This window comes from Bradyrhizobium sp. C-145 (genome assembly GCF_023375135.1).
GTDB classification, from domain to species: Bacteria; Pseudomonadota; Alphaproteobacteria; order Rhizobiales; family Xanthobacteraceae; genus Bradyrhizobium; species Bradyrhizobium zhanjiangense.
Genome location: NZ_CP088150.1, coordinates 5,808,216 through 5,822,718 on the forward strand (window position 1 = coordinate 5,808,216; position 14,503 = coordinate 5,822,718).

Here is a 14,503-nt window from a genome sequence, read left to right on the forward strand (position 1 = left end):
ATCTGCTGGCCCCTACCAAATGGGTCCCAGGATGCAGGATCAGAATGGGCTCTGCGCGCCGGAAGAGCAAGCGGCGCAAGCCTACCTCTCAATATGGGCGACGAAGCAATGCTGCGGGCGCACTGCCGCACCGCACGTCGTCGGCAAAGCATGGTGGCATGCGGTAGCGTCAATTGACAGGGCCATCGCCGGGGCTACCCTTCCAAACAGAAGAACAAATAAAAGAGGGCAGGGAATCGCCGTGAAACCCGTCATCGCATCTTGAGCGCATCCGCACGACCTTCCGCGCTCGCGCCATTCCGCATCCGCAACTATCGCTTCCAGTGGCCGTCCGACCTGCTCACCTCCTGGGCGTTCGAGGTCGAGACGCTGGTGCTCGGCTGGTACATCCTGGTCGAGACCGGCTCGGTGCTGCTGCTCACCGTGCTTGCATCACTCCAGTTCGTCGGGACACTGGTCGCGCCGGTATTCGGTATGATCGGCGACCGCATGGGTCATCGCGACCTGCTGGTCGCGATGCGTCTTGCCTATACGGTACTCTCGTCGACCATCATGGTTCTGGCGTTGATCGGTCATTTGTCGCCGCTGAGCGTCATGATCATCGTCGCGATCATGGGCCTGATTCGCCCCTCCGACCTCGGCGTCCGGGGGGCGCTGCTTGCCGAGATCATGCCGGCGGAGCAACTCGTCGGCGCTATCAGCGTTGCGCGCACCACCCAGGACAGCGCCCGCATCGCCGGAGCATTGACGGGCGCCGGACTGTTCGCCGTCCTCGGCATCGGCCTCGTTTATGTGGCGATCGCCTGCCTCTACCTCGTGGCCGCGCTGCTCATGCTCTGCCTGACCCGGCCGAAAAGGACCCTCACCACAAGCGATCTCCCGGCCAACAGCCACGCCGTTTCCCGACTATTTGGCGACCTCAAGGAGGGGATCGTCTACGCCTGGAATGGCCCGGGAATGCGCGCGGCGCTGTGCGTCGCCTTCCTGGCCAATCTCACCGCGTTTCCTTTCACCGGAGGATTGCTGCCCTACATCGCGCGGGAGATCTTTCAGACCGACCAGACCGGCCTCGGCTATCTCTCGGCGAGCTTCGCCGTCGGCTCGCTGACCGGCTCCATCACGCTGAGCCTGGTCGGCGGATTGCGCATTGCCCGGCTCCTGATCGGCGCGACGCTGGCCTGGTACGCCATGCTGCTGGTGTTCGTCGAGATCAGGACCATGCCGGTGGCGATGGCCTGCCTCGTCCTCGCCGGTATTGCGCAGAGCATGTCGATGATCTCGGCAGCTGTGATCCTGATGCGGACGGCCAGCGCACATCTGCGCGGTCGCGTCATGGGCGTCCGCATGATGGTGATCTACGGCCTGCCGCTCGGACTGCTCGCGGCCGGCAGCCTGATCGATGTCATCGGCTATTCCGCGACGGGATCGCTTTATGCCGCCGCAGGCATCATCGCGATGCTGGCGATCGCGATCCGCTGGCGCGCCGACCTCTGGCCGGTGCACGCCCCCGCCAATGCGCGCTAATCCCCGTAACTGCGCAGCCGCTCGATAGCGAGGATGGTGACGCCGCCATATTCAAGCCGCAGCAGCCCCTCTTTCTCCAGCCGGTTCAACGCGCGGTTGGCGTTCTGGCGGGACATGCCGGAGAGCGCGCCGATCTCCTCCTGGGTGATCTCCAGATGCGCGGTCGATTCGGGATAGAGGATCGGGTTGAACAGCGAGGCGATGCTGCGGGCAAGGCGGGCGGTGGCGTCAAGCGTGCGGTTGACCTCGAGCATGCCGATGAACTGGCCGAGCCGCTCGTTGAGCTGGCGGACCAGGAAGCGGTTGAAGCCGACGCTGTTCTCGAACAGCCACATGAAGGCGCTGCGTTCCATCAGCGCAACCCGGCTGTCGCGCAGCGCGACCACGTCGTAGCGTCGCGGCTCGTTCTTGAGCACGCTGCCTTCGCCGAACCAGGCGCCTGCAGTCAGCCCGGCAAGACTGGTCTCCTTGCCGTCGCGCGACACCCCGCCCATCCGGGCAAGGCCAAAGACCATGCCGGCCCAATAGTCGAAGCTGTCGCCGCGCATGAACACAGTCTCGCCGGTGCCGTAGGACCGCTCGGTGACTCCGGCGCGTGCGACCTCGATCTCGGCCTCCGTGAGCTCGCGCGACCAGGCGGCGATGCGCTTCAGATGATCCTCTGAAATCATGATGGAGAGGCCAGCCGCACCGTTTCGTCACTCCGCGCTTCTGTTGCACTGCAACATAATCACCTCGGCGGCCATCCGACGAAAGATGGACGCCGCACCCGCCCGAAAAACTTTGTCACCGAATTGTCAGGCCGAAGACATTTCAAAATAGCGCTTTCCCGTATTGAGAGCCACCTTGGGCGATGCGGCTTTTGATCCCTGATGGGAACGAAGGCGGCGCGGGGTCCGGTCGAGACCAATGGCTGCATGGCCTCACCGGGACGACCGTACTAGGATCGTTCGAAAACAACGGATGAAGAGCGCCACTGAATGCGCCATCACCGGGAGGGATTTGTTTGTGGCTAGTCTCGAAGTGCGCGGCGTGTCCTTGCGATTCGGTGGCGTCCGTGCGCTGACCGATGTCAGCTTCGCCATCAGGGAAGGCGAGTTGTTCTCGATCATCGGCCCCAACGGCGCCGGCAAGACCTCGATCGTGAACTGTATTTCCGGTCGCTACAAGCCGACCGAAGGCCAGCTCTACTACCAGGGCCGCGACATTACCGGTTTGACGCCGACTGCCCGCGCCTCGCTCGGCATCGGCCGCACCTTCCAGAATCTGGCGCTGTTCCACCACATGAGCGTGCTCGACAACGTCATGGTCGGCCGCCATCACCTGCTGAAGAACAATTTCCTCACGGGCTCGCTGTACTGGCTCACCGGCGCGCGCAAGGAGGAGCTCGACCACCGCCGCAAGGTCGAGGAGATCATCGACTTCCTCGATCTCCAATCGGTGCGAAAAGCCACCGCCGGCACCCTTTCCTACGGCCTGCGCAAGCGCGTGGAGCTCGCCCGCGCCATGGCGCTGGAGCCCCGCCTCATCCTCCTCGACGAGCCGATGGCCGGCATGAACTTCGAGGAGAAAGAGGACATGGCCCGCTACATCGTCGATCTCAACGAGGAGTTCGGGATGACGGTGGTGATGATCGAGCACGACATGGGCGTGGTGATGGACATCTCCCACCGCGTCATGGTGCTGGATTTCGGCAAGAAGATCGCCGAAGGCGATCCCGCGGCGGTCCTCGCCGATCCCCACGTCAAACGCGCCTACCTTGGTGAGGAAGACGAGGTGCTGGTCGATCCGGACGACGCCCCGCCGGCGCAGGAGAGCGCGGCATGATGGATTACGCAGGACGCGTTGCGCAGGCCGACACCTATCCCAAGATGCTCCGGCTCAACGCGAAGGAGCATGGCAGCGAGATCGCGCTGCGCGAGAAGGATCTCGGGCTCTGGCGCCTGTTCACCTGGAACGACTACCAGATGCGGGTGCGCGACTTCGCGCTCGGGCTCGTCGAGCTTGGCCTCGGCCGCGGCGACGTCATCGGCATCATCGGCGACAACCGGCCGGACTGGGTCGCGGCGGAAGTCGCGACCCATGCCGTTGGCGGGCTGAGCCTCGGGCTCTATCGCGACGTGCTGGATGAGGAAGCCGCCTATCTCCTGACCTATGGCGAGGCACGGCTCGTCTTCGCCGAGGACGAGGAGCAGGTCGACAAGCTGCTCGTGCTTGCCGAGCGCGTTCCGAAGCTGAAGCACATCATCTATTCCGATCCGCGCGGCATGCGGAAATATGACGATCCCAGGCTGATGTCAGCCGAAAAATTCGCCGAGCTCGGCCGCACGCGCGCCGCTCGGGAGCCGGAGCTTTACGACCGGCTCGTGGATGCAACCAAGGGCGAGGACGTCGCGATCCTCTGCACGACGTCGGGCACCACCTCACACCCGAAGCTCGCGATGCTCGCCGCCGGGCGCGTGCTCGGCCATTGCGCCACCTATCTCGCCTTCGATCCGAAGGGACCTGAGGACGAGTACGTCTCGGTGCTGCCGCTGCCCTGGATCATGGAACAGGTTTACGTGCTCGGCAAAGGCCTGTTGTGCCGGATGAAGATTAACTTCGTCGAAGAGCCCGATACGATGATGAACGATCTGCGCGAGATCGCGCCGACGTTCGTACTGTTCGCGCCGCGCGTCTGGGAATCGATCGCCGCTGATGTCCGCGCCAAGGTGATGGACGCTACGCCGTTGAAGCAGCGCCTGTTCGACGTCGGAATGAAATCGGGACTGACCGCACTCGCGCAGGGCAAGCGCTCGGGTTTTGCCGATGCGATCCTGTTCCGCGCGCTGCGCGACCGGCTCGGTTTCACTCGCCTGCGCTCGGCGGCGACCGGCGGCGCGGCGCTCGGCCCTGATACCTTCAAGTTCTTCCAGGCGATGGGTGTGCCGTTACGCACGCTCTACGGCCAGACCGAGCTGTTAGGGGCCTATACGCTGCACCCCGAGGGCAAGGTCGATCCTGACACGACAGGCGTACCGATGGCCGACAGCGTCGAGATCCGGATCGACAGTGCCGACGTTCATGGCGTCGGCGAGATCGTGGTGCGGCACCCCAACATGTTCCTCGGCTATTACAAGAACCCCGAGGCCAGCGTCGCCGACATCAAGGACGGCTGGATGTGTTCCGGCGATGCCGGCTATTTCAATGACAACGGTCAGCTCGTCGTCATCGACCGCATCAAGGATCTCGCCGAGACCTCGCGCGGCGAGCGCTTCTCGCCGCAATTCATCGAGAACAAGCTGAAGTTCTCGCCCTATATCGCGGAGGCCGTGGTGCTGGGCGCCGGCCGCGACGCGCTCGCCGCCATGATCTGCATCCGCTACTCCATCATCTCGAAATGGGCGGAGAAGAACCGACTCTCGTTCACGACCTACAGCGACCTCGCCTCGCGGCCTGAGATCTACGCGCTGCTTCAGAAGGAGGTCGAGACCGTCAACGCCACGCTGCCGCCTGCCCAGCGCATCTCACGCTTCCTGCTGCTCTACAAGGAGCTGGATGCCGACGACGGCGAGCTCACCCGCACCCGCAAGGTGCGTCGCGGGGTCATCAACGAGAAATACGCAGGCATCATCGACGCCATCTACCGCGGCGATGCCGACATCCCCGTCGACACCGTGATCCGCTTCCAGGACGGCACCACGCAGCGCGTCCGCACGACGCTGCGCGTGGTGGACCTGGACGGACATGGGCACATGGCGGAGGCTGCGGAGTGAGCTCGCTTCCGACCCAGCGCGCGATTCCGACCGATGCGCCCTCTCCCCTTGTGGGAGAGGGCATCTCCGCAGCCAACCACACCCTCACTCGGGTGAGGGGTCCTCTCTCCACACCGTTGCTGCCGAGACAACCCCTCATCCTTCTTCGCTTCGCGAAGCCACCCTCTCCCACAAGGGGAGAGGGGAAGAGCGCGCCGGATTTGTCAGCGAGCATATCTGCATGAACACCGCCTTCCTCTTCCAGCTCCTGGTCAACGGCCTCGTGGTCGGCACGCTCTATGGCGTGGTCGCGATGTCATTCGTGCTGATCTACAAGGCGACGCAGGTCGTCAATTTCGCGCAAGGCGAGCTGCTGCTGGTCGGCGCCTGGGTGTGCTGGGCGCTGCTGGCGAAATACCACGTGCCGTTCTGGATCGGCATGCCGATCACGCTGGTGTTCATGTTCGTGTTCGGTATCGCGGTCCAGGTCCTGATCCTGCGACCGATGATCGGCGAGCCCATCATCTCGGTGATCATGGTGACGATCGGCCTCTCGACCGTGCTCCAGGCGACGCTGAAATGGATGTTCGGCGTCAATCCGCAGCCGTTCCCGCGCGTGTTCGAGAGCCAATCGGTCAGCCTGTTCGGCCTCCAGATCCAGACCGTCTACGTCATGAGCCTCGTAGTGTCGGTCGCGATGATGATCGGCATGGCATGGTTCTTCCGCGCCTCCAAATATGGCCTTGCGATGCGGGCCACCGCATTCAACCAGCAGGTCGCGCAGTCGCTCGGCATTTCCGTGAAAAGCGTGTTCGCGATGGCCTGGGCGATCTCGGCGACTGTGTCGGCCGTCGCCGGCGTCGTCGTTGCAGTCGTGAACGGCGTATCCTCGGGCCTTGCGGCCTACGGCATAAAAGTATTTCCGGCGGCGATCCTCGGCGGGCTCGATTCCGTCGGCGGCGCCGTTCTCGGCGGCATCATCATCGGGCTACTCGAAAACGTCGCGCAATATGTCGACAGCGAGTACCTGCACTGGGGCAATCTCTACGAGATCGCGCCGTTCTACGTCCTCATCATCGTGCTGATGATCAAGCCCTACGGCCTGTTCGGCACCCACGACATCGAGCGGATCTGACCCATGGCCGGCCCTACCCTCATCCCCGCTGGTGATTTCCGCACCACTTACGCCGCGGACACCACGATCTTCCCGACCACGACCAGCCGCAATTTTGCGATCGCCGGCGTGCTGCTGCTGTGCCTCGCACCGCAATTCTTCAGCGGCTACTGGCTCAGCATTTTGATCCAGATCGGCATCTTCTCGATCGCGGCGTTGGGCCTCAATATCCTGGTCGGCTTCACCGGCCAGATCTCGATCGGCCACGCCGCGTTCTTCCTGCTCGGCGCCTTCACCTCGGCCTATATCTCCAACAACGCGCCGATTCCGGTGTTCTTCGCAATCCCGCTCGCCGGCATCGTCACCGCGCTGGTCGGGCTGATCTTCGGTATTCCGGCGGCGCGGTTGAAGGGGCTCTATCTCGTCATCGCGACGCTGGCCGCGCAATACATCCTGCTCGACTTCTTCTCGCGCGCCGAATGGTTCTCGGGCGGATCGGTGCCGGCGAGCGCCGAGCCGTTCTCGATTCTGGGCTACACGCTACGCGGCGACAGGCAGTATTTCTACGTCGTGCTGGCCTATGTGCTGGCGAGCTACATCCTCGTCACCAATCTGATGCGCACGCGGGACGGCCGCGCGCTGGTGGCGATCCGCGACCATTATCTCTCGGCGGAGATCATGGGCATCAACCTCACCAAGTACCGCACGCTGTCGTTCGGCCTCGCCGCGTTCTTCGCCGGCATCGCCGGTGCGCTCTATGCGCATTACCAGCTCGTGGTCTCCCAGGAAGGTTTCGGCATCGAGCGCTCGATCCTGTTCCTGGCCATGATCATTATCGGCGGCACCGGCTCGATCATGGGCACGCTGATGGGAACCGCCTTCGTGGTGCTGTTGCCGGAATCGATGGAATTCCTCAGCCTGCATTTGAAGGGCGGCGCGATCGACAAGGCGCTCTCCCTCAACACCAACATCACCTTCCTGCGCGAGATCGCGATCGGGGTGATCATCATCGCGTTCCTGATGTTCGAGCCCGATGGGCTCGCGCATCGCTGGCGGCAGATCAAGGCTTATTGGAAACTCTACCCGTTCTCGCATTGAGTGCGGAAACTTCACTTAAACAATAACAGGAGGAACCGACCCCATGACGATGAAGTCCCTTTTGAGCACCGCATCACTCGCGCTTGCGATCGCCGCGTTCTCGGCAGGCGCGCAGGCGCAGATCGCGCTCGGACATCTTGCCGATTATTCCGGCGGCACCTCCGATGTCGGCACGCCCTATGGACAGGCCGTCGCCGATACCTTCGCCTGGGTCAACAAGAACGGCGGCGTCGGTGGCAAGCAGCTCAACGTCGACACCAACGACTATGGCTACCAGGTGCCGCGGGCGATCGCGCTCTACAAGAAGTGGTCGGCGCCGGACTCGAAAGTCGCTGCGATCATGGGCTGGGGCACCGCGGACACCGAGGCGCTGACCGGCTTCCTCGCACAGGACAAGATTCCCGACATGTCCGGCTCCTATGCCGCCGCGCTGACCGATCCCGAAGGCGTCAGCGGCAAGGCCAAGCCCGCTCCTTACAATTTCTTCTATGGCCCGAGCTATTCGGATTCGCTGCGCGCGATGCTGATGTGGGCGGCCGAGGACTGGAAGGCCAAGGGCAAGTCCGGCAAGCCGAAATTCGTGCACATGGGCGCCAACCATCCCTATCCGAACGCGCCTAAGGCCGCCGGCGAAGCCATGGCACAGGAGCTCGGCTTCGAGGTGCTGCCGCCGCTGGTGTTCGCGCTCGCGCCGGGTGACTACAGCGCACAGTGCCTCAGCCTGAAATCTTCGGGCGCCAACTACGCCTATCTCGGCAACACCGCGGCCTCCAACATCTCGGTGATGAAGGCCTGCAAGACCGCGGGCGTCGAGGTCCAGTTCCTCGGCAATGTTTGGGGCATGGACGAGAACGCCGCCAAGACCGCGGGCGATGCTGCGAACGGCGTGATCTTCCCGCTGCGCACCGCTGTGAGCTGGGGCGGCGATGCGCCCGGCATGAAGACCCTGATGGAGATCTCCAAGATGTCCGATCCCACCGGCAAGGTCTATCGCCCCGTGCACTACGTCGCGGCCGTCTGCTCGGCGCTGTACATGAAAGAAGCGCTCGATTGGGCCGCCAAGAACGGCGGCGCCACCGGGGAGAACGTCGCCAAGGGCTTCTACCAGAAGAAGAACTGGGTGCCGGCCGGGATGGACGGCGTCTGCAATCCCTCGACCTGGACCGACAAGGACCACCGCGGCACGCTGAAGGTCGACCTCTATCGCACCAAAGTCTCAGGTGCGACCGACGGCGACCTCAACGACCTCATGGCCAAGGGCACGATCAAGCTCGAGAAGGTCAAGACCGTCGAACTGCCGCGCAAGCCGGAATTGCTGGGGTGGTGAGCCCGCGGCTCGCCTCACGCACCATCGTCATCCCCCGCGAAGGCGGGGGATCCAGTACGCCGCATATCCGTGAAACTTCGGCGTCTCTGGAATACTGGGTCGCCCGGTCAAGCCGGGCGACGACAGTGGAGAGTTATGAAGCATGAGCCAGACCGCCGAAGCAACGCGCCCCAACCCCAGCATCGTGCCCGCCCCCCCCCACCGCAGCGTGCGCAACATCGAGGTCGTCTATGACGACGTTATCCTAGTGCTGCGCGGGCTCAGCCTCGATGTGCCCAAGGGCGCGATCGTGGCGCTGTTAGGCGCCAACGGCGCCGGGAAGTCGACGACGCTGAAGGCGATCTCGGGCCTACTCAAGACCGAGGACGGCGAGGTCACGCGTGGCGAGATCCTGTTCGAGGGCGACCGCATCAACGGCATCGATCCCGACAAGATCGTGCGCCGCGGCATCTTCCAGGTGATGGAGGGCCGGCGCATCGTCGCCGACATGACCTCGCTGGAGAACCTCAGGCTCGGCGCCTTCACGCGCAGGGACCGCGAGGTCGATGCCGACCTCGACATGGTCTTCAACTACTTCCCGCGCCTGAAGGAACGCACCGGCCTTGCCGGTTATCTCTCCGGCGGTGAGCAGCAGATGCTTGCGATCGGCCGCGCGCTGATGGCGCGTCCGAAGATGATCTTGATGGACGAGCCGTCTATGGGGCTGTCGCCGCTGCTGGTGAAGGAGGTGTTCTCGATCATCCAGAAGATCAACCGCGACCTCGGCGTCACCATCCTGCTGGTCGAGCAGAACGCGCGCGCCGCACTCTCGGTGGCGAGCCACGGCTACATCATGGAGCAAGGCAAGGTCGTGCTCGACGGCACCGCGGACGAATTGCGCGACAACGAGGACGTCAAGGAATTCTACCTCGGCGGCGCCGGCGACCAGCGCAAGAGCTTCAAGAACCTGAAGAGCTTCAAGCGGCGCAAGCGCTGGCTGTGATCCACGACGAGCCTAGCCCAGCACCTGTTCCGCTTCCGTGACTGCGCAGAGAACATGATAGAACGACGACGCAGGAATGGTGTCGATCAGCGATTTGCCGTCGCGGTCGAACTGATCGTACCAGCCGCCCTTCACGGGATGGCTGAGATAATGCCGTTCGAGCCTCAACAGCGCTGCGCGCGCTTCATCAGCCGCGCCCGCCTCGCCGGACTCGGCTTGCGCGATCCACGCTTTCGCGATCTCGGTCTGCGGCCACAGCCGACGCGTGCTGCGGCGGATGTTGCCGGCGTCATCGCCCTCGTCGATCAGGCAGCCCGTAGCCTCGTCGCAGTAGCGCAGCGAGGTCGCCAGCAGTTCGGCGCGCCGCTGCCCGGTCGGGCATCCCGTGATGCGTTCGAAACCCTTCAGAAGCCAGACCCATTCCGCCTGGTGACCGGGCTCGACGCTGATGGGCTCGATCTTCGACCAGTCCTCCTCGAAATATTCGCCGAGCACGCACTTCCGCTTGTCATAGAGATTGGCGAGGAACAGCGCAAAGAACTCGCCGGCGCGGTTCTGGAACGACAGATCGTGGGTGGCGTCGAAGCACGCGATCATTGCCTCGAACAGATGCATGTGCGGGTTCTGTCGGCGCGGCAGCAAGACCGGAAGGCCTTCGTGCACTCCACCATGCGGCGAGCGCAGATGCCCGTCGAGAAAGGCGAGCAGCGCGTCGATCTCGGCGCGGACCTGCGCATCCCGCTCGAGCGCGTACACCGTCGCGAGGGCAAACAGGATGAAGGCGTGATCGTACGCATCGCGCCGCGCATCCAGCACCGCCCCCTCCGGCGTCAGCCGGTGCACATAGCCGGGCCGGCCGTCAGGCGCTTTCGCTCTGGCCAGCAGATGCTCCAACCCCTTCAGCGCGATGGCGCGCCCGTCGAGGTACCAGCCCATCTGTGCGGCCTTGGCGTAGCAGTAGATTTGGCGCGCCTGCACGAACACGCGCCGCGGCGCCGCCACGTCCGCCGTGCCGTCGCGGTGCAGCCGGTCGATGAAACCGCCCGTGGCGTGATCCCAGCCGACGATCGACCACAGCGGCAGCGCCTCCTCGATCATGCGGCGTTTCAGGCGCGCGACGACGTCCGTCGCCTCGTTCGCCGCAATAATTCCTTCGTCCGCCATCAGGTCCTCTTCAAGCCTCGCCAATGGCCGTCTGATACCGATGCCAGCGGCGGCGTGCAACGGACCATGCCAACCCGGAAAGATCAGCCATGACCGCCCATTACGACGCCCTCGAGACGCGCGACCAGGGCGCGCGCGAGGCCGAGCTGTTTTCCCGGCTGCCGGAGGTCCTGCGCGGCGCGATGGCCGCTCCAGCTTATGCCGAGCGGCTGAGGGGGCTCGACCCCGCCTCAGTGAGGTCGAGAGAGGCACTGGCGGGCCTACCGGTGCTGCGCAAGTCGGAACTGCCGGCCCTGCACAAGGCCTCCACGCCCTTCGGCGGCTTCGTGGCGGCCGCGCCGGGGTCGTTCGCCCGCCTCTTCACCTCCCCTGGGCCCATTTTCGAGCCGGAGGGGCGCCAGGCCGACCCCTGGCGCGGCGCACGGGCGCTGTTCGCAGCTGGGTTCCGCCCCGACGACATCGTCCTCAACACCTTCAGCTACCACCTCACCCCGGGCGGCTTCATCTTCGATGCATCGGCACGCGCGCTCGGTTGCGCCGTGATTCCGGCGGGTCCCGGCAATACCGAACAGCAGTTCGAGCTGATCGAGGCTTACCGGCCGGTCGGCTACAGCGGCACGCCGGATTTCCTGAAGATCCTGCTCGATGCCGCAGCAAGCGCCGGCCGTGACGTCTCCTCCATCAAGCGCGCCCTGGTCTCGGGCGCGGCGTTTCCGCCCTCGCTCCAGGCCGAGATAAAGGCGCGCGGCATCGACGCCTACCAGGCGTTCGGCACCGCCGATCTCGGCGTGATCGCCTTCGAGACCGAGGCCCGTGAGGGCATGGTCGTGAACGAGGACCTGATCCTGGAGATCGTCAAGCCCGGCACCGGGGATCCGGTTGCGCCGGGCGATGTCGGCGAGATCGTCGTCACCTCGCTCGACCCGCACCATCCCTGGATCCGGCTCGCGCTCGGCGACCTCACCGCGACCCTGCCCGGCCCGAGCCCGTGCGGGCGTACCAACATGCGCATCAAGGGATGGATGGGCCGCGCCGACCAGACCACCAAGGTCAAGGGCATGTTCATCCGCCCCGAGCAGATCGCCGAGATCGGCAAGCGCCATTCCGCGCTCGGACGACTACGCCTCATCGTCACGCGCCAGGGCGAGACCGACGCAATGACACTGAAAGCGGAAACGACGGCTGCTAGTGACACGTTGCGCGAGGAGATCGCCAGCACCTTGCGTGCTGTGACGAAGCTCGGCGGCAATGTCGAGCTGGTCAGCCCCGGCGTGCTGCCGAACGACGGCAAGGTGATCGCGGACGAGCGGTAATCATGTGGCCCGCTCATGTCGCGCTCCATGCGCAGCCGTTCGTTCTCCTGGCGCAACCGGGCGATCTCCGAAGCCTGGTCCGCCGACATCGGCGTCGCCTGCGTGGTGGGGCGCCACGCCGCCGATGCCGGCTGCTGCCCGGCCTTATCCACCCAGCGCCGCAGCACCGAGTCGCGCAGCCCGAGTTCCTTGCCTACCGACGTGATCGAGCGACCGCTCGACACCACCAGCTCAACGGCCTGGCGCTTGTACTCTTCGGTAAATGACCGACGTTGACGTTCCATTCGACACCTCCGGGCTCAATGAGCCTACTACAGGTGTCCACTCATTCGGAGGAGGTTCAAACCATATTCCTTGAGTGGCCAAAGCGTAAGTTGACTACTTTCGGGGAAGGCTCGGAGCGCGATGTAAGAGTGAAAGTAGGCAACACTGAGCGCGGCAATCGCGCGGGCCGCCTGTAGTCCCCTATTCTTTTTTGATTCCAACTGTTCCGCTCGCACTAGTGACGGCTCGTAGTCCGCCCCAAATCGTCTTAAACCCATAAATCGGGTCTCGCAGGAACGCTGTGAGCGGCTTGGTGTAGGGCTGCTCCACAAAATGGTAGACGAGCCATGAAACCGCCCCGAGAACAGCTGGAAGGGCAAAGGCTCGCACGAGCAGATCGGCCGGCAGATCGTCGCCGATATGCAAGGCGTGAAGGATCATCTTTCCGACGTCCTGATGGATCAGGTAAAGCGGATAGCTGATCAGGCCGATAAAGGCGACGGGACGCAGCCAGCGCGGTGCCTCGTATTGTGAGGCTAGAAACACAGCAAGAGTTCCGACAATGAGGGTCACGAGCCGCCAGCCTTCCATCGGGACAGATGGCTGGTTGTAGTGCAGCAGTTCATGGGCGCATTCTAGGAACAGCGCCGTTGCTAGTCCGAACAGCGCCTGCTTGCGATGGCCTGCTGCCAACGCGGCTATGCTGAGCCCGGCAAGGAAGAAGGCGAAGAAGTCGTTCGTGGAGTATGTATCTGGGTCTGATAGCGCAAAGCGGGCGAGGCACCAGACGCCGACCGCGGGCAGCAGAAAGCTCCGCAGCCCTACTGCGACGATTGCGGCGCACAGCACGTAGAACTGAAACTCGACTATCAGCGACCAGTACGCCCAATCCGGCGGAGAATAGTCGATGCGGAGCACGTTGAGAGTGGGGAGTGCAATTAATGTGTAGGCGTAGTCGCGCCAGGGCAGCAAGCGCGAAGACTCAATGAGGTGTGGTGCCGTATGTTTGAACGCGGTGGTGACGAAGCCGCAGATGACGAGGGCCGGCAGGAGCCGGCCAACACGCTTGCAATAGAAGTGCCAGGCCGAGCGTGAGTGCTCTGCGCTAAGTGAGATGCAATATCCGCTGATAATGAAGAACAGCAGAACGCCATGAGTTCCCCGATTAAACAGGGAAATCGGCACGAAATGGTAGAGTAGAACCCAAATTATCGCGACTGCCCGTAGACAGTCGATCCCCACCGATCTTTCAGATTTCAAAGCTCGCTCCCCATCCGCAGGAGCGGCGAACCTAACTCACTACCCCAACTAGAGCAATTCATAGCCTGTCTTCTGCAGCTTTTTCTTCGGAGCCTCAACGCGCTAACTCTCGCGAACGCTGGCCGCTGGTTTGAAGCCAAGCTGACCCGTGAGGCCGAATTTATCGGGCGTGCAAATACCAGGAAGCACCGATCTTCAGGAGCCAACGGAGATCGATGTATAACCTCGCGTTCTGCGCCTAGCTTGAACACTTGTATGCCCAAGTGAATGAAAATGGCCAAATCGTCGTAAAGCAAGCAACGGTTCCATTAGAGACGAAAGCACTCGGCGAGCTTCCAGACCTGGATCCGGACCAGGATAACGTGGTGCACGCGATCGACACTAAGCGCGTCCCAAGGGCCCCCCAACCTAGGACTTTGATAAAGACTAAGCCGCAGGAGTCCCCAAGCCCCGGCGCTAAACAAATCGTCCCTGATACGAAGGGGTGGCTCCATGCATTCACGTTTCACTCGGGTTGCCCTTCCATATAAGCCGCTATGGAGGCCCGCCGCGAACGACCGATGCGCCCCTCTGGCGTACCTTCACGTAAGAGGCGCGATACAGAGGCATGGCGATCGCCTTCAATTGGGCGGGCAGAGAGCCTTCCACTTGGTCATGGGTCTCCAGCAGCTCGCCACCAAAGCGCCGCGACTAGTTCGAGTTAACCGAGTAGCGTGTGTGAGC

The 14,503-nt window shown here is 63.5% G+C and carries 11 protein-coding genes and 1 pseudogene; 8 read left to right on the forward strand and 4 right to left on the reverse strand.

What is annotated here, in order from left to right:
• The first annotated feature begins 261 nt into the window (after positions 1-261).
• Positions 262-1,524, forward strand: a complete 1,263-nt coding sequence (locus tag LRP30_RS27460) for an MFS transporter (RefSeq protein WP_249756753.1) — start codon at positions 262-264, stop codon at positions 1,522-1,524.
• On the opposite strand, the gene LRP30_RS27465 is transcribed toward LRP30_RS27460, so the two are convergent.
• On the reverse strand, positions 1,521-2,195 hold the full coding sequence (locus LRP30_RS27465; protein ID WP_249756754.1) for a Crp/Fnr family transcriptional regulator: 675 nt from the start codon (positions 2,193-2,195) through the stop codon (positions 1,521-1,523). The two genes, LRP30_RS27460 and LRP30_RS27465, sit on opposite strands and share 4 nt — an antisense overlap.
• Positions 2,196-2,487: 292 nt before the next feature.
• On the opposite strand from LRP30_RS27465, the gene LRP30_RS27470 reads away from it, so the two are divergent.
• From LRP30_RS27470 to LRP30_RS27495, 6 genes are all read left to right on the forward strand, one after another.
• Entirely contained in the window at positions 2,488-3,351 is an 864-nt protein-coding gene (locus LRP30_RS27470; protein WP_249756755.1) for an ABC transporter ATP-binding protein, read from the forward strand.
• Entirely contained in the window at positions 3,348-5,279 is a 1,932-nt protein-coding gene (locus LRP30_RS27475; protein ID WP_249756756.1) for a long-chain fatty acid--CoA ligase, read from the forward strand. The genes LRP30_RS27470 and LRP30_RS27475 overlap by 4 nt, the downstream gene beginning before the upstream one ends.
• Before the next feature lie 220 nt (positions 5,280-5,499).
• Complete coding sequence (locus LRP30_RS27480) at positions 5,500-6,393, forward strand: branched-chain amino acid ABC transporter permease (protein ID WP_249756757.1); 894 nt, start codon at positions 5,500-5,502, stop codon at positions 6,391-6,393.
• A gap of 3 nt (positions 6,394-6,396) precedes the next feature.
• Positions 6,397-7,470: a branched-chain amino acid ABC transporter permease gene (locus LRP30_RS27485; protein ID WP_249756758.1), complete on the forward strand. Its 1,074-nt coding sequence runs from the start codon at positions 6,397-6,399 to the stop codon at positions 7,468-7,470.
• 43 nt (positions 7,471-7,513) lie between these two features.
• Entirely contained in the window at positions 7,514-8,797 is a 1,284-nt protein-coding gene (locus LRP30_RS27490) for an ABC transporter substrate-binding protein (RefSeq protein WP_249756759.1), read from the forward strand.
• Positions 8,798-8,939: 142 nt separating this feature from the next.
• Entirely contained in the window at positions 8,940-9,779 is an 840-nt protein-coding gene (locus LRP30_RS27495; RefSeq protein ID WP_249756760.1) for an ABC transporter ATP-binding protein, read from the forward strand.
• Between the two features lie 12 nt (positions 9,780-9,791).
• Here LRP30_RS27495 and LRP30_RS27500 read toward each other — a convergent pair whose 3' ends face one another.
• Positions 9,792-10,943: an AGE family epimerase/isomerase gene (locus tag LRP30_RS27500; RefSeq protein WP_249756761.1), complete on the reverse strand. Its 1,152-nt coding sequence runs from the start codon at positions 10,941-10,943 to the stop codon at positions 9,792-9,794.
• A gap of 182 nt (positions 10,944-11,125) precedes the next feature.
• Here LRP30_RS27500 and LRP30_RS27505 point away from each other — a divergent pair.
• A pseudogene (locus tag LRP30_RS27505) lies at positions 11,126-11,797 on the forward strand (AMP-binding protein); the annotation flags it as partial.
• On the opposite strand, the gene LRP30_RS27510 reads toward LRP30_RS27505, so the two are convergent.
• Positions 11,701-12,540 carry a transposase gene (locus tag LRP30_RS27510; RefSeq protein ID WP_249761839.1) on the reverse strand — a complete coding sequence of 280 codons (840 nt, stop codon included), beginning with the start codon at positions 12,538-12,540 and terminating at the stop codon, positions 11,701-11,703. The pseudogene LRP30_RS27505 and the gene LRP30_RS27510 overlap by 97 nt on opposite strands.
• Positions 12,541-12,721: 181 nt before the next feature.
• On the reverse strand, positions 12,722-13,780 hold the full coding sequence (locus tag LRP30_RS27515; protein WP_249756762.1) for an acyltransferase: 1,059 nt from the start codon (positions 13,778-13,780) through the stop codon (positions 12,722-12,724).
• Between the last annotated feature and the right edge of the window lie 723 nt (positions 13,781-14,503).